Source organism: Candidatus Mycobacterium wuenschmannii (genome assembly GCF_030252325.1).
Lineage (GTDB): Bacteria > Actinomycetota > Actinomycetes > Mycobacteriales > Mycobacteriaceae > Mycobacterium > Mycobacterium wuenschmannii.
In genome coordinates this window covers 4,744,946-4,760,616 of record NZ_CP126981.1, presented here as the reverse complement: position 1 = coordinate 4,760,616, position 15,671 = coordinate 4,744,946, and the positions used below count along the sequence as shown (strand labels likewise).

Annotated in this window: 15 protein-coding genes; all 15 read right to left on the bottom strand. The window is 68.1% G+C overall.

The window, feature by feature from the left end; translation table 11 throughout:
• Positions 1 to 15: 15 nt before the first annotated feature.
• The 15 genes from PT015_RS22960 to PT015_RS22890 all read right to left on the bottom strand — a co-directional run bounded on the left by PT015_RS22960 (position 16) and on the right by PT015_RS22890 (position 15,670).
• The gene (locus tag PT015_RS22960; RefSeq protein WP_390887890.1) at positions 16 to 1,713 is read right to left on the bottom strand and encodes a nitric oxide reductase activation protein NorD; all 1,698 of its coding nucleotides are present in this window, start codon (positions 1,711 to 1,713) and stop codon (positions 16 to 18) included.
• 18 nt (positions 1,714 to 1,731) lie between these two features.
• Positions 1,732 to 2,613 carry a mycofactocin-coupled SDR family oxidoreductase gene (locus PT015_RS22955; RefSeq protein WP_285187487.1) on the bottom strand — a complete coding sequence of 294 codons (882 nt, stop codon included), beginning with the start codon at positions 2,611 to 2,613 and terminating at the stop codon, positions 1,732 to 1,734.
• Positions 2,614 to 2,948: 335 nt separating this feature from the next.
• Positions 2,949 to 3,236, bottom strand: coding sequence for a hypothetical protein (locus PT015_RS22950; RefSeq protein WP_285187486.1), 288 nt, complete (start codon positions 3,234 to 3,236; stop codon positions 2,949 to 2,951).
• Between the two features lie 92 nt (positions 3,237 to 3,328).
• Positions 3,329 to 4,840, bottom strand: a complete 1,512-nt coding sequence (locus PT015_RS22945) for an adenylate/guanylate cyclase domain-containing protein (RefSeq protein ID WP_285187485.1) — start codon at positions 4,838 to 4,840, stop codon at positions 3,329 to 3,331.
• 27 nt (positions 4,841 to 4,867) lie between these two features.
• Positions 4,868 to 5,494: a hypothetical protein gene (locus PT015_RS22940; protein WP_285187483.1), complete on the bottom strand. Its 627-nt coding sequence runs from the start codon at positions 5,492 to 5,494 to the stop codon at positions 4,868 to 4,870.
• Positions 5,495 to 5,620: 126 nt separating this feature from the next.
• Positions 5,621 to 7,240: a chaperonin GroEL gene (groL, locus tag PT015_RS22935; RefSeq protein WP_285187481.1), complete on the bottom strand. Its 1,620-nt coding sequence runs from the start codon at positions 7,238 to 7,240 to the stop codon at positions 5,621 to 5,623.
• 79 nt (positions 7,241 to 7,319) lie between these two features.
• Entirely contained in the window at positions 7,320 to 7,622 is a 303-nt protein-coding gene (gene groES, locus PT015_RS22930) for a co-chaperone GroES (protein WP_163779981.1), read from the bottom strand.
• A 185-nt stretch (positions 7,623 to 7,807) separates the two neighbouring features.
• Positions 7,808 to 8,833: a tRNA (adenosine(37)-N6)-threonylcarbamoyltransferase complex transferase subunit TsaD gene (gene tsaD / locus PT015_RS22925; RefSeq protein ID WP_285187475.1), complete on the bottom strand. Its 1,026-nt coding sequence runs from the start codon at positions 8,831 to 8,833 to the stop codon at positions 7,808 to 7,810.
• Positions 8,830 to 9,273 carry a ribosomal protein S18-alanine N-acetyltransferase gene (gene rimI, locus PT015_RS22920; RefSeq protein WP_285191243.1) on the bottom strand — a complete coding sequence of 148 codons (444 nt, stop codon included), beginning with the start codon at positions 9,271 to 9,273 and terminating at the stop codon, positions 8,830 to 8,832. Before rimI ends, tsaD begins: the two co-directional genes overlap by 4 nt.
• Positions 9,274 to 9,278: 5 nt before the next feature.
• Positions 9,279 to 9,914: a tRNA (adenosine(37)-N6)-threonylcarbamoyltransferase complex dimerization subunit type 1 TsaB gene (tsaB, locus tag PT015_RS22915; protein WP_390887889.1), complete on the bottom strand. Its 636-nt coding sequence runs from the start codon at positions 9,912 to 9,914 to the stop codon at positions 9,279 to 9,281.
• Positions 9,893 to 10,390 (bottom strand): tRNA (adenosine(37)-N6)-threonylcarbamoyltransferase complex ATPase subunit type 1 TsaE, encoded by a 498-nt coding sequence (gene tsaE / locus PT015_RS22910; RefSeq protein ID WP_285191242.1) that lies wholly within the window; start codon positions 10,388 to 10,390, stop codon positions 9,893 to 9,895. The genes tsaB and tsaE overlap by 22 nt, the downstream gene beginning before the upstream one ends.
• A 7-nt stretch (positions 10,391 to 10,397) precedes the next feature.
• Positions 10,398 to 11,525: an alpha/beta fold hydrolase gene (locus PT015_RS22905; protein WP_285187471.1), complete on the bottom strand. Its 1,128-nt coding sequence runs from the start codon at positions 11,523 to 11,525 to the stop codon at positions 10,398 to 10,400.
• Positions 11,522 to 12,676, bottom strand: a complete 1,155-nt coding sequence (gene alr, locus PT015_RS22900) for an alanine racemase (protein ID WP_285187470.1) — start codon at positions 12,674 to 12,676, stop codon at positions 11,522 to 11,524. Before alr ends, PT015_RS22905 begins: the two co-directional genes overlap by 4 nt.
• Positions 12,677 to 12,860: 184 nt before the next feature.
• Positions 12,861 to 14,246, bottom strand: a complete 1,386-nt coding sequence (locus PT015_RS22895; RefSeq protein ID WP_285191241.1) for a glutamate decarboxylase — start codon at positions 14,244 to 14,246, stop codon at positions 12,861 to 12,863.
• On the bottom strand, positions 14,237 to 15,670 hold the full coding sequence (locus PT015_RS22890; protein ID WP_285187468.1) for an NAD(P)H-hydrate dehydratase: 1,434 nt from the start codon (positions 15,668 to 15,670) through the stop codon (positions 14,237 to 14,239). Before PT015_RS22890 ends, PT015_RS22895 begins: the two co-directional genes overlap by 10 nt.
• Position 15,671: the final 1 nt, after the last annotated feature.

The window sequence follows — 15,671 nt, the reverse complement described above, 5'->3', positions numbered from 1 at the left end:
CAAGGCGACGTCTCGTCATGACACCCGCCTCCGCACTTCGGCCGATCGGATCGCCGAACGGAACAGCGGCCCAATGACATTCGTGAGCTCATCGGGGCGCGCGACGCTGGCGTGCGCGGTGCTGCCGAACACCCTGCGCAGAGACTCGACGTCGGTGCCCGCTCCCACCGTCAAGCACACACATCCGGTGCCGCGCCGGCGAGCCTCGCTCAACGCGCGCCGCGCGTCGGCCGCCCCATAGGCGCGCTCGTACCCGTGGTCGTAGGCCAGCCCGTCGGACAGCACCACCAGCAGCCGTCGCGAGGTGCCCCCGCGAGCCTCCAGCACGGCGGAGCCGTGGCGGATCGCCGCGCCCAACCGCGAATATGCCCCGGGCTCCAAGCTGTTCAGCCGCCTGAGCACCTGGCTGTCGAGATGATGGTCGAAACGCTTGACCGGAACCATGCTCACCGCGCCGCGCCCCTGCGAGTAGTAGGCGTAGAGCGCCACGCGATCGCCGAGATCGTGCAGCGCGACGGTGAGGTTGGCGACCGCGGCGCGCTGCTGCTCGTGCACGGTGCGGCCCACCGTGCCGGCCTCGGCCGTCGAACCCGAGATGTCCAGCAACAACAGCACCGACAGGTCGCGGCGTCGTCGCATGCTGTCGAGGTACACCGCCTCGTCGGGCACCGACCCGGCCATCGCCTCGACGCGGGCTTCGACCACAGCGTCGATGTCGAGGTCGTCACCCTGGGGCTGGCGGTGTGAGCGGTGCAGACCCATCCCGAGCCGAGCTAGCGGGCGCCGCACGCCGATGGCGGCGTCGATGGCCGAACTCGCCGATCCCTTTGTGACAGGCTCGGTTTCGACGACGGTGCACCAATCGTGCCGGTAGCTCTTGCGACCGGCATCCCATTCCGGATATTTCACGCCGCGGGAGCGCAGGTCCGCTTCGTGGTCGATGACGTTCTCGCTAGATGCCGACGCCAGCGATGAGACGGCGTAGGCGCCCCGGGTTCCGGAGTTCGTACGATGGGTCGGGGTGTCCGCTCCGGGCGGGCCGCCCCCGCTACCCGTCTTGCGGGCCGAGGACAGCATCTTCTTGAGCCACTTGCCGATGAAACCGCCACCGCCCACCGGACTGGTGAACAGATCGGGATCGTCGGTGTCGTCGACGGCATCGTCGTCGAGTTCTTCGAGTTCCTGCCGCTGCCCGCGACGCGGTACGTGCGCCGGCGCCTCCTGCTCGGCCTGCTTGGTTGCGCGCGCGCCGGCGGCCAGCACCTTGTTCGCGCGGATCGCACCGAACACGGCGGGTGGTTCGTCGATCGGGTCCTTGCTACCGGCCAGCGCCAGCGAATCCTGCGGCGAGCCAGTGCGTTCGGCGATACCGGTGCTGCCCAGCGATGCCAGCTGACGCGGCAGCACCTCGGCGTTCGCCACCAGGGCGCGATGTCCTTCAACCGCCAGGTAACGCCGGGCCAATCTCGAATGCCGGCCCAACTGCCGCGCGATCTCCGGATCGAAGCTTCCCGCAGCGATCATCGACGCCTGGACGGCGATCGCCTCAAGGTTGGTGTCGAGCGACGCTGACGGATCGACATAGATCGTCTGGCCGTCGGTCCACGTCGGCTCGCCCGGGCGCTGCGCGTCCACCCCGATTGCGCGCCCGGCGAAAGCAGAGGCGAACACGCCGAGATCGTGCAGCAGGTCGGCTTCGTTGACAGTCACCACTGTTTTCAGCGAATCAGCCTATCCCCCAGGCCCGTTGGGCCACTTCAGCAACGAGCCGCCATCCACCCTGATCTGCTGACCGGTGATGTAGCGGCTGTCGTCGCTCGCCAGGAAGACGCCGAGGTTTGCCATGTCCTCGGGCTCGACATAGGGAATGGGCATCGCCTGGAAGAGGGTGAACAGCGGTTCGGCGTCCTCGCGGCTCGCCTGCTTGCCCTGCTGAGTGAGGTCCGGACGGAACATGCTGTACATGCCGTCGTTCTGCAGCAGGTGGGTGTTGCAGTTCGTCGGGTGGATGGCGTTGACGCGAATCATCCTGTCCGCCAAAGCCAGCGACATCTCCTCGACGTACTCGATGATCACCCGCTTGCTCCAGCCGTACCCGCGGCCGCCGGGGCCCATGTTCGGGTTGTCGGTCGTCCCCCGGATCATGCCCGCCGTCGACCCGGTGATGATCACCGACGATCCGTTGGGCAGGTGCGGCACCGTGACCGCGACGGTGTTCATCACGCCGAGCAGGTCGACGTCGGAGGCGTCGACGAACGACATCGCGTCGTGCGGCCGGCCCATGGCCATTGGGAGGATGCCGGCGTTAGCGACGACGATGTCGATCTTGCCGAGGTCGGCCACGCCCGCCTCGACGGCCTCTCGCAGCTCGTGCCGCTCGCGGACATCGGCGACGCGCGCCAGCACGCGACGGCCGAGTTCCTTGACGGCGCGCTCGGTTTCGGACAAATCGTCGGGTGTCGCGAGCGGGTACGGGTTCGAGGGGATGTCGCGGCAGATGTCGACCGCGATGATGTCGGCACCTTCCTGCGCCATGGCGATGGCGTGGGCCCTGCCCTGACCGCGCGCCGCCCCCGTGATGAAAGCGACCTTGCCTTCGAGCTTTCCGGACATCCCTCTCCGTCCCTGGCGATCGTCGAGCGTGGGAACGGCCCAGGCTCGGATGTGCACCGAACCTAAGGGAGCATTCCGCGCAGAGTCAACCATAGCAGGACAAATATTTGGTTTTAGGCTCGGTGGGAGTCCGCACCTGCCCCACGACGTCGCGCACCACCCGTGATTGTTAACACCCTGGCCCGTACCAGCATCAGCACACAGGAAGCCACTCAACAGCGGGCGACGCGCGCACGGTCCGGGCTCCGCCATCTGAACATATATTTGGTTGCAGGCGCGGCACGCGGCCTTATAGGCCAGCGTTGCCGACGCTCCTGTTCAACGCCCGGCCGCGATCAGGCGGCGCACGGTGGCAGGAAGCCGGGTCCGTAGCTGCACATCATCGGCCCCTGGACGATCTGTTGATGCGGCGCGTTCTTGTCGTCGTGGAACGAGTAGTGCCAGTCGTGGCAGCTGTTCATGTCCCAGTCGCCCGCGATGTTTCCCGGAATTGGTTGCCCCGGGCACCAACACGCGTAACTGGTACACCCCGGCGGGCCCGAGGCCGACGCGGTTCCGGTGGTGACCGCTGTGATGCCGCCGATCAGTACGGCGCTGGCGAGGATCATGCGGTGGAGTTTCATGCGCCGGCCCCTTTGCTCCGCGCGGCAGCGCAGGCCGCGCACGGCACATTGTTCTCCTATCTGGCGCCTAAAACATGGGGCGGTTGCCCCATTCAGCGCTGCGCGACGACAGGGGCGAGGCCGAAAAGTGTTGTCGCTGCCGACTTTCCCTTCAGTGCATGGGAGCCCCGGTCGCCGAGCCCGCTGGGTCGCACCGCCAAGGCATCCACGGTCTGCCGAGTTAGGAGGATGGCGTCGCCGGTGGACTTCGTCAGCTGCTCTACCCGGGCGGCGACGTTGACGGTATCGCCAATCAGCGTGAACTCGAGCTTGCCGGCGCCGCCGATGGTGCCGGCGATCACGACACCGGTGTTGATCCCGATGCCGATACGAAGCCCACCTTCGAATCGCTCAGCGACGAGGCGATCGATCGCCATCGCTGCGCCCACCGCCGCGTCGGCATGACCGGCGACATCGTTCGGGGCGCCGAACACCGCAAGCGCACCGTCACCGAGGAATTTGTTGACGTGCCCCCCGGCTTCGACGACGGCGGGCACCACGATCTCGAACAACGCATTCAGCCGTGCGACGGTGTCCTCGGCACTGTGCGCCTCGGCGAACGGGGTGAAGTCGCGGATGTCGACGAACATCACGGTCACCTCGCGGCGCTCGCCGGTGAAGACATGGTCACCCTGCTTGAGCAGTCGTTCCGCCAGCCCCGGATCAACGTAGGTGCCAAACGCCGCCTGAAGTCGTTGCCGCTCAGCCAATCCCGCCTGCATGCGGTTGAAAGATGCTGCCAACGCGCCGAGGTCGTCATCCTGCACCACCGGCAGTCGTTGACCGTAATCACCGGCCGCGACACGCTCGGTCCCGTCGGTGAGGTCGCGAATCGATTGCAGCAGTGGCGAATACGCGGCCCACAGTGATGGGCCGACGACGAGCACCAACAGGCCGCCGATCACCAGGGCCAGGCCGGGACCGTGACCGGCCGCGTCGAGCACCACTGCCAGAATCGCGCCCGCCACGGCAAAGACGAACGCCACCGCAAGGATGGCCACGTTGTTCCACGTGGCGAACCCCGGGCGAGAGCGAGGCAGGGAACCGCCGATTTCGATATCCGAGGTGAGGGCAGCCCTGGCTGGCCGCATCGTTGCCTCGATGAGGCTGTGCAGCGTGATCAGCTGGCTTGCGGTTCCGGCGATGGCCCCCAAGAGGGCGTACTGAACGACCCGCGACCCGCTGGCCCCGGCGATCGTCCCGACGCCAGCGAACAGCGCGGCGATCGACGCGCTGGTTACGACCACTCCTCGCACGATCAACTTCCGGCCATGGCTATAGGTGGCGCGCAGCGCGCTCTCTCGATCAACCTCGGCGCCGGCGGCCCATCGCTCGATGGGGCGGCCGTCTCGTCCGCCTGGAAGCGCCCCCATATACAGGTATGCGGGCACAGCGATCATCGTCACCGCGGCCGCCTCGGCGTAGCAATGAGATCCCTCTAGCGCGACGATGCCCAACGTCCAGGCGAGAAAGACCGGGAGGGCTAGTGGGAGGGTGAGCGCCCAGCACGCCCACGAGTACCGGGTTTTGTGGTGATCCCACGCCCATTGCCAAATGCGGTCCATGGCGAAACGACTACGGCCGCAACGCCGTTAGCCGCCGAGCCCCTTTTTGACGGCCGCATCCTGTTTGTGGCCGACGTCGATGACGAAGTCCGGCGGCGGCGGAGGCGAATCGACCCCGCCGACAAATTCCAGCGTGACGAAGCCTCGGCCCTCGGTGAACAGCAACGCCGTCACGCTCTTCGACCCGTCTGGCGATGTGCCCGACAACAGCGTTCCGCCGGTGCCCACATCGGCCGAATCGGTTTTCGGATCTTTCACCAAAGCCTGACCCGACTTTGCGGAGTTCAGCGCGCTCGCGGCAGCGGCCGGATCCGACAGCACGTGGATGGTGTCGACGATCTGGACGTCTTTCACCGTGATGCCGCTCTGATCCTCGGGGTGGGGTTGGCTGCTGAACGTGATCGCGGCGCCCGGCTGGCCGTTGGGGTTGCTCGTCGCCGGGCCGGCGACGAACGGCATCGGCGCGTCGATGTCTCTCGCCTTGATCAATAGGGCGGTGTAGTCGCTCGGCTGGGCGGGCGCCGAGGAACTGGAAGCCGGTACCGCAGTCGTCGACTTCGCTGCCGGTGGTGATGGATGACCGCCGCAGGCAGCCACCGATACAACCAGCGCCGCTGTCAGTGGGCCGACGAACATCGTCTGAGAAACCCGCATCGCGTCTTGCTCCTTCGTGAGGCCCCCGACGTGCGGGATCGTACGTGGTCCAACGGCCTGACAGCGCAGCTCAAGCAAAAAACACCCCCGGCCGCGTGACCGGGGGTGTTTCTAGACTGCTGCGTTCTAGTGGTGGTGATGCCCGTGGCCGTGACCGTCGTCTGCCTCCTCGGCCGGCTTGTCCACGACGGCCGTTTCCGTCGTCAGCACCATGCGCGCCACCGACGCGGCGTTGAGCACCGCCGAGCGGGTGACCTTGACCGGGTCGATGACGCCCTGGGCACCCAGGTCGCCATACTCGAGCGTCGCCGCGTTCAGGCCGTGCCCAACCGGCTGCTCGCTGACCTTGCTGACCGCAACCGCACCGTCGAGGCCGGCGTTGGTGGCGATCCAGTACAGCGGAGCGCTCAGCGCGTTGGAGAACACCTCGACACCGGCAGCCTCGTCGCCGGACAGCGATTTCCGCAAGTCCGCCAACGCCTTTCGGGCGTGCACCAGCGCCGAACCGCCGCCGGCAACAATGCCCTCCTCAACCGCCGCCTTGGCCGCGGCGACCGCGTCCTCGACGGCCTCCTTGCGCTTCTTCAACGCGGTCTCCGTCGCGGCACCCACCTTGATCACCGCAACGCCGCCGGCCAGCTTGGCCAGCCGCTCCTGCAGCTTCTCGCGGTCCCAGTCGGAGTCGGTCGACTCGATCTCGGCGCGCAACTGCTTGGCCCGGTTGGAGATGGCCTCGGGGCCGCCGCCGCCCTCGACGATCACGGTGTCGTCCTTGCTGACCACCACGCGTCGGGCCGAACCCAGCACGTCGAGGCCGGCCTCGCGCAGCGACAGGCCGACATCGGGGTTGATCACCTGACCACCGGTGACAATCGCCAGGTCCTCCAGGAACGCCTTGCGCCGGTCACCGAAGAACGGCGCCTTGACCGCGACGGCCTTCAGCGTCTTGCGGATCGCATTGACCACCAGCGTCGACAGCGGCTCACCCTCGACGTCCTCGGCGATCACCAGCAGCGGCTTGCCCGCCTCGGCGACCTTCTCCAACAACGGCAGCAGGTCGGGCAGCGAGCTGATCTTGTCGCGGTGCAACAGGATCAGGGCGTCCTCGAGCACGGCCTGCTGGGCGTCGAAGTCGGTGACGAAGTAGGCCGACAGGAAGCCCTTGTCGAAGCCGACGCCCTCGGTGAAGTCGAGCTCGGTGTTCAGCGTCGAGGACTCCTCGACGCTGACGACGCCGTCGTCGCCGACCTTGCTGATGGCCTCGCCGACCAGCTCGCCGACTTCCTCGTCACGCGACGAGACGGTGGCGACCTGCGCGATGCCGGTCTTTCCGGACACCGGGGTGGCGGCGGCCAGCAGCGCCTCGGACACCGCGTCCGCCGCCTTGCTGATGCCCTGCCCCAGCGCGATGGGGTTGGCCCCGGCCGCCACATTGCGCAGACCGTGCTTGATGATGGCCTGCGCCAAAACCGTTGCGGTGGTGGTGCCGTCGCCGGCGATGTCGTTGGTCTTGGTGGCGACCGACTTCACCAGCTGGGCGCCCAGGTTCTCGAACGGGTCTTCCAGGTCGATCTCGCGCGCGACGGTGACGCCGTCGTTGGTGATGGACGGACCGCCAAAGGCCTTGGCCAGCACCACATTGCGGCCACGCGGGCCCAGCGTCACACGGACCGCGTCGGCGAGCTTGTCGACGCCCGCCTCCATCGCGCGGCGCGCGGTCTCGTTGAACTCAATCTGCTTGCTCATGAATGTCCTTTATGGCTAACGAGTACCGCCCCGGAACTCACCCGTCGTAACGGGAAGCTCCGGGGCGGGACACGAATGCTTACTTGTTGACGACAGCCAGCACGTCGCGGGCCGAGAGGATCAGGTACTCCTCGCCGCCGTACTTGATCTCGGTGCCGCCGTACTTGCTGTAGATGACGGTGTCGCCTTCGGACACGTCCAGCGGAATCCGCTTCGAGCCGTCCTCATCCCACCGGCCGGGGCCGACGGCGACGACTTTGCCCTCTTGGGGCTTTTCCTTAGCGGTGTCGGGAATGACCAGACCGGATGCGGTCGTGGTCTCGGCCTCGTTGGCCTGTACGAGGATCTTGTCCTCGAGTGGCTTGATGTTGACGCTCGCCACGATTGGAGCCCTCCACTTAGTTAGTCAGGTTCGGAGCGGTTGCCCCGATCTACCAGGTGTTTTGGCTTTCGTCCGTGCCTAAGCGTCGTCGTCGCGGGTGCCGACGCCCGGATCGTCCGATTGCCACCTAGCACTCTATACATGCGAGTGCTAGCACTCAAGGTTGGGCTGGTGCTCCTTCGCTGTCAGCTGATGTGGCCCGTGACCACCGGCAGGCCCGGATTGCTGGCGACGTCGAGGGCAGAAGGCGACGCCCCAGCGGCGAGCAAATGCGCGGCGAACGCCGCGATCATCGCGCCGTTGTCGGTGCACAGCCGCAACCTGGGGATACGCAGGGTCAACCCGGCGGCCTCGCAGCGCTGCGCGGCGAGCTCCCGCAGCCGCGAGTTCGCCGCGACCCCGCCTGCGATCAACAGGGTGGACACCCCGAGCTCGGTGGCGGCGCGGACGGCCTTCATGGTCAGCACATCGGCCACCGACTCCTGGAAGCCGGCGGCGACATCGGCCGTCGAGGCGTCGGGGTGGCTCTCCACGTAGCGGGCGACGGCGGTCTTGAGGCCGGAGAAGCTGAACGCGTGCGGCTCGTCGCGTGGGCCGGTCATACCGCGCGGGAACACGATCGCGTCGCGGTCGCCGGTCTGCGCGAGGTCGTCGAGCACCTTGCCGCCGGGATAACCCAGCCCGAGCAGCCGGGCCACCTTGTCGTAGGCCTCCCCCGCGGCGTCGTCGACGGTGCTGCCGAGCTCGACGATCGGCTGATCGAGCGAGCGGACGTGCAGCAGATGGGTGTGCCCGCCGGAGACCAGCAGCGCGACACTTTCGGGCAGCGGTCCGTGCTCGTAGACGTCGGCGGCCAGGTGCCCGCCGAGATGGTTGACCGCGTAGAACGGCACGTCCCAGGCGGCCGAATACGCTTTGGCCGCAGCCACTCCCACGAGCAGGGCGCCCGCCAGCCCCGGCCCGATCGTGGCGGCGACAACGTCGGGCTTGTCCAGTCCCGCGGTGTCCAGGGCCCGGCGCATCGCCGGGCCTAGGGCCTCCAGGTGGGCCCGCGACGCGACCTCGGGGACGACGCCGCCGTAGCGGACGTGCTCGTCGACGCTGGAGGCCACCTCGTCGGCCAGTAGCGTCACGGTTCCGTCGTCGTCGAGCCGGGCGATGCCGACTCCTGTTTCGTCGCAGGATGTTTCGATTGCGAGGATGGTTGTCATATGGCTTCCCTGCGCATGGTGTAGGCGTCCGCGCCGCTGATGCGGTAATACCGCCTGCGCACGCCGACTTCGGTGAAACCCACGCTGCGATACAGCGCGATCGCCGGCTCGTTGTCGGTGCGGACCTCGAGATGCACGACGGAGTCAGCGGCGATGTTCAGCAGCGCATCGAGCATCCGGCGGCCGATGCCACGGCCCTGGAATTCAGGGTCGACGCCGATGGTGTGGATTTCGTATTCGAACGGCGGCGTGCGGCCCAGGCGGGAGATGCCGCCATAGCCGACCAGCGTGTCGGACTCTCGGGCCGCGACGTAGTGGTTGTGCTCGGCCGCCAGCTCGCGGACGAAAGCAACTGTGGGCCACGGGTCGTCGCCGGGAAACAGGATCGCCTCCAGCTCGGCGCAGCGGGCGGCGTCGGCCTCGGTCAGGCCGTCGATCATCACGGTCACTGCTTGGCCCGCTCGGCAAGGGTCTTGGCGTCCGGCCGACGGAGGTACAACGGCACCAACGCATCCGGCGGCTGCGACCAGTCCACCGAGGCCACCAGGCCCATCGAGTTCGGATACGACGGCTCCACACGAGGCAAACCGAACAGCGCCGCGTGATCCGGTGATCCGGCCACCGCCGGCGCTCCTCCGGTGTCGACGTCGGCCGGCGCACTGACCGCCGGACCGTCGACACGCACCCCGTCGCGATAACGGGCCCAGTAGATCTCGCGCCGACGCGCATCGGTGACCACCAGCACCTCGCCGCTGGTCTGCACTCCGATCGCGTCGAGGCTGCACACCCCATAAACCGGGATGCCCAGGGCGTGACCATAGGCCGACGCGGTCGCCATACCCACGCGCAGGCCGGTGAACGGACCCGGACCGCAGCCGACCACCACCGCCTCGAGGTCGGCCATCGAGCGGTTGGCATCGGCCAACGCGGCCAACACATTCGGCGTGATGCGTTCGGCGTGCGCGCGGGCATCAAGGCTGACCCGCTCGGCCAGCAACGCGCTGTCGACGACGATGCCCGCGGTCACCGCGGGGGTCGAGGTATCGATCGCCAATACTGTCACCGCCGGCTCCACTGCCACGTCGCAGTCCTGGTGTCGGAGTTGCTGATTCGCTCGAGCCGAACGTCGAGGTGCCGGTCGGACAGCCGCTCGGCCAGGCCCTCACCCCATTCGACGACAACGACGGCGTCGTCGAGTTCGGTGTCGAGGTCGAGGCTCTCCAACTCGTCGAGCAAGTCCGTGCCGGTGTGCTCGAGCAGGCGGTAGACGTCGACGTGGATCAGCGCGGGGGCGCCGGTCCGACGGGCGGGGTGCACGCGCGCCAGCACGAACGTCGGCGAGGTCACCGGTCCATCCACGTCCATCGCAGCGGCAATACCCTTGGCCAGAACGGTCTTTCCCGCGCCCAGCGGACCGGAGAGCACCACAACGTCGCCGGCTCGCAATTCGCTGCCCAGTTGCGAGCCCAACGCCACCGTGTCCTCGACGCTCGGCAGTGTCGCGATGCCTGGCGATTGCGAGCGCGGCGGAGCCGGGCGCGGCAGGTCGCCAGCGATGTCACGCTCATTCACGGCGCAGCACCCGATCGCGCAATCGTTGGCCCAGCACGGTGAGCCGGCCGGGGCTGGCATGCTTGACCAATCGCTCCAGCCCGTCGCTGACCGACGCCGGTTTGTCCAGCAGCACCAGGTGGCCGGCCTTCGCGACGATCACCAGCTCCGACTCGGGCAACACCTCCGCCATTTTCCTCGAATACTCGGCGGGTGTGACCAAATCGCGGTCGCCGCACACGATCAGCGTCGGAATCTTGGCCAGCGTCGGCAGTGCCGCGGTCTCGTCATGCACCTGCAGGGCGTGCAGGAATTCGATCATCGTCGGAATCGGGGTGCCGAGCATCATCTTCTCGGAGAACGCGACGATGCTGGGGCTGACCCGCCGATCGGTGTAGGACGCCGCCCGCAGGATGGGCCCGATCAACGACCGGGCGGCGGTTCGGCCGCGGTCCACCAGCTTGGGCGCCGTGCGCGCCGCACGCCGAACAGCTTCCAGCGCAGGGTTATTCAAGACCTCACCCAACGGCGACTTCGCGACGCCTTCGGCCGCCGACGAGATCAGGGCCGCCCCGGTGATCCGGCTCCCGTAATGCTCGGGGAACTGCCGGGCATGCGAGAGGACCGTCATGCCGCCCATCGAATGGCCGACGAGCACGATCGACCCACGCGGGGCGATCACCTGCAGCACGGTCTCGAGGTCCTTGCCCAACTGGCTGATCGTGTAGGTCTCCGGCGCCGCGTCGTCGGAACGACCGTGACCGCGCTGGTCGTAGAAGATCATCCGTACCTGCGAGCCCCACTGCTCGGAGAGTCGCATGCGCTGAAAGTGAAAGGCGCCCATCCGAAGACAGAAACCGTGAGCGAACACCACGGTCAACGGCGCGTCGGTGGGCCCGACTTCGCGCACGGCCAGGTGCACGCCGTCCGGTGTGGTGACCAGATAGCTGCGATCCCCGTCGAGGCTCTCGAAATCTTCATGGGCGAACGGGTCGTCGATCACCGCGCGCCGATTGAGCATCGACCGTGCCACGGTCGCTCCGGCGATGGTTCCCACCGCACCGACGCCGGCCGCCCCGGCCAGCCAGCGCCTCCGTCGCGGCCCACCGAGGTGCAGGCCGTCAAAGTGATCGTCGCTCAATGCTTTTCAGCCTCGCGATGGGTCCGGAGGATGCGTCCGCGGGGGCTCGTCACCACCTCGTAGTGGATGGTGTCCAGGAGGTCGGCCCATTCCTGCGCGGTGGACTCACCGCCAGTGCCCGGACCGAACAGGATCGCCTCGTCGCCCTCGGAAACGTCGACGGGCCCGGGGCCGAGGTCCACCAGGAACTGATCCATGCAGACCCGGCCCACGCCGGGTCGGCGGCGGCCGTTGATCTGTACTTCCAGCCGTCCACCCAGCGACCGGAAGACGCCGTCCGCGTAGCCGACCGGCATCAGCGCCACGGTGGTGTCCTGCTGCGCGATCCAGGTGTGCCCATACGACACACCTTCGCCGGCCTTGATCGATTTGACCAGCGCAACAGTGCATTTCGCGGTCATGGCGGGCACCAGGCCCATGTCGCCCAGCGTGGGCACCGGACTCAGCCCGTACACCGCGATGCCGGGGCGGACGAAGTCGAAGGCCAGATCCGGACGCGTCATGGTGGCCGACGAGTTCGCCAAGTGCGCGACCTCGAATGGCACTCTCTTCTCCCGGGTCATCGTCACGATATCGGTAAAGCGTTGCACCTGAAGGTTGTTGATCGGGCTGTTCGGCTGATCGGCGTGCACCATGTGCGACATCAAGCCGCGCAACCGGATGGCACCCTCGGCGATCACCGGTCCCAGCGCCTGCAGTATCGACGGGTACTGCGCCAGCGGAACGCCGTTGCGATTCAAACCGGTGTCCACCTTGAGAGTCACCGCGGCGGCGCGTCCGGTGGCGCGCACCGCACCCAACAACTCGTCGAGTTGCCGCGCCGACGACACCGCGATCTGCACGTCGTTCAGCAGCGCCGGGCCGTAATCGATCCCGGGCGGATGCAACCACGCCAGCACCGGCGCGGTGATACCGGCGGCCCGCAACGCCAACGCCTCGTCGACGGTGGCGACGCCCAACTCGGCGGCACCGGCCGCCAGCGCGGCGCGGGCCACCTCAACGGCGCCGTGGCCGTAGCCGTCGGCCTTGACCACGGCCATCACCTGCGCGCTGCCGGCGCGCTCGCGCAGCACCCGCACGTTGTGCTGGATGGCACCCAGGTCCACGACGGCCTCGGCGAGGACGCCCGGAGTCAGGGAGATCGCAGTCATAGCCCGACCATTCTCCCAGAAGCCGCGGCGGCTACCCGCCGGCGAGTCACAGCAGTCTCAGCAGCACCTAGGCCAGTCGACGCTCCATGTGTCCACCTCATAGCGACAGCGCAGCGCATTGTCGCTGTGAGGTGGACACATCGGGCATCCCTTTTGCCAGATGCGGGTGTGTCGGATGTGAACGTCAGTGCGCGAAGTGCTCGGCCTGGTAGTGCCCGCCCGGCTTCAGCTTGTCCAGCGAGGCCAGCGCGCTACGGGCATCGTCGTGCAGGGCACGGGCCAGGTCGGCCGACAGCCCCTCGCGCACCACGATGCGCAGCACCGAGACGTCGGTCGCGTTGTCGGGCATCGTGTAGGCCGGCACCTGCCAGCCGTATCCGCGCAACTCGTGGGAGACGTCGAACTCGGTGTAGCCGCGGTCGCGGGCCAGCCGGAAGCTGACCACCGGAATCGCCGAGCCGTCCGAGATCAGCTCGCAGTGATCCCCCACCCGCAACTGCTCGCCCAGCCAGCGCGCGGTCTGCGACAGCGCCTGCATCACCTGGGTGTAGCCCTCACGGCCCAGCCGTAGGAAGTTGTAGTACTGGCCGACCACCTGGTTGCCGGCGCGGGAGAAGTTCAGCGTGAACGTCGGCATGTCGCCGCCGAGGTAGTTGACGTGGAACACCAGATCCTCGGGCAGGTGCTCCTTGCTGCGCCACACCACGAAGCCGACGCCGGGGTAGGTCAGCCCGTACTTGTGCCCGCTGACGTTGATCGACACCACCCGCGGCAGCCGGAAGTCCCACCGCAACTCGGGATGCAGGAACGGCACCACGAAACCACCACTGGCCGCGTCCACGTGCACCGGCACGTCGACGCCACCGCTTGCGGCCAATTTGTCCAGCGCGGCGCAGATTTCGGCGATCGGTTCCAGCTCGCCGGTGTAGGTGGTGCCGAGGATCCCGACCACCCCGATGGTGTCTTCGTCGACCGCGTCGACCACCTGCTCGGGGGTGATGACGTAGCGCCCCTCCTCCATCGGCAGGTAGCGGGGTTCGACATCGAAGTAGCGACAGAACTTCTCCCAGACCACCTGGACGTTGGAGCCCATCACCAGGTTCGGGGTGCGCTTCTTCCAGTCCTTACCGATCTTCTCGCGCCACCGCCACTTCAACGCCAGGCCGCCGAGCATCACCGCTTCGCTGGACCCGATCGTCGACACCCCGATCGCACTGGACGGGTCGTCGTCGCGCAGCCCGTCGGCGTGGAACAGGTCGGCCACCATGCACACGCAGCGCTGCTCGATCGCCGCGGTCGCCGGGTATTCGTCCTTGTCGATCATGTTCTTGTCGAAGGTCTCGGCCATCAGCCGGCCCGCCTGCGGGTCCATCCAGGTGGTGACGAATGTCGCGAGGTTCAGCCGCGAACTGCCGTCGAGCATCAGTTCGTCGTGGATGAACCGGTAGGCGGCGTCGGGGTCCATCGATTCCTCGGGCATCCGCAGCGCGGGAACCGGGGTGGTGAACAACCGGCTGGTGTAGGCGGGTGCGACGGTGTGCGACGGGACGGACGGGTGATTCATCGGGATCCTTTCGACGGAAGCGCGGCGACGGCAGAGCGGATGTGGGCGAGGATGCGCGACGCCGACGTCGGTGCGGCGCCGGGTCCGGGGTCGGCGGCCGACAGGGCCGCGGCACGGGCGTGTACGTACGCCCCGGCCGCGGCGGCCTCGGCGGGCGGCAGACCGGCGGCCAACAGCGCACCGATCATTCCGGACAGCACGTCACCGGAGCCGGCCGTCGCCGCCCAGGACTGCCCGGCCGGGCTGAGGTACGCCCGCCCACCGGGTTCGGCGACGACGGTGACGTTGCCCTTCAACAGCACGGTGGCACCGAGCGCGTCGGCCAGCCTGCGAGTGGCACCGACCCGGTCGTCGCCGGGCGGGGCGCCGGCCAGCCGCGCGAATTCACCGGCGTGCGGCGTCAGCACGGTCGGTGCGGTACGCGATGCGAGCATATCCGGGTGCGCGGCCAGGATCGTCAGCCCGTCGGCGTCGATGAGCACCGGCAGATCGGTCTGGAGTGCGAAATACAGTGCAGCAGCGCCGGTTTCGTCGGTACCTAGGCCCGGGCCGACGACCCAGGACTGCACGCGTCCGGCCGATGCCGGGGTGGGCGAAGCGATCACCTCGGGCCACTGGCTGAGCACTTCGCTGTGCGCGCTGCCTGAGTAGCGGACCATGCCCGACGTCGCGGCGACGGCGGCGCCGGTGCACAACACCGCGGCCCCCGGATAGGTTGACGATCCGGCCATGACGCCGGTGACGCCCTGGGTGTACTTGTCGTCGCGCGGTCCCGGTACGGGCCAGCGCCGGCCGACGTCGGCCGCGTCGAAGCCGACAAGGTCGGTGTCGGGTAGGTCCAGTCCGATGTCGACCAGCGTCACCCGGCCGCAGTCGGCCAACGCGTGCACCGGCTTGAGTCCACCGAAGGTGACGGTCAGCGCGGCGCGCACGGCGGGGCCGTCGGTGGCGCCGGTCGCGACGTCGACGCCGCTGGGGATGTCGACCGCGACCACCGGAATGCCATGTGCCGCTTCGAAGACCGCGGCCGCATCCGGTCGCAGCGGTCCCGACCCGGAGATGCCGACGACCCCGTCGATCACCAGGTCGGTCGCGGGGTCGACGTGATCGACGATTCGGCCGCCGGCCTTGCGAAGCGCCGCCAAACCCTTTTGGTGTGTCCGTTCGGGCTTGAGCAGTATCGCCTCCGCGGCGGCACCGCGGCGGCGTAGGTAGGTCGCGGCCCACAGCGCGTCTCCGCCGTTGTCGCCGGAACCGACCACCGCGCACACCCGCCGCCCGGCGACTCCCCCGGTGCGAGCGGTCAATTCGGCGATGATCGCGGCCGCCAATCCGTATGCGGCACGGGCCATCAGGGCGCCGTCGGGCAGGCTGGCCAGCAACGGCGCTTCGGCCTCGCGGATCGCGTCTGCCGAGTAGTAGTGCCGCATT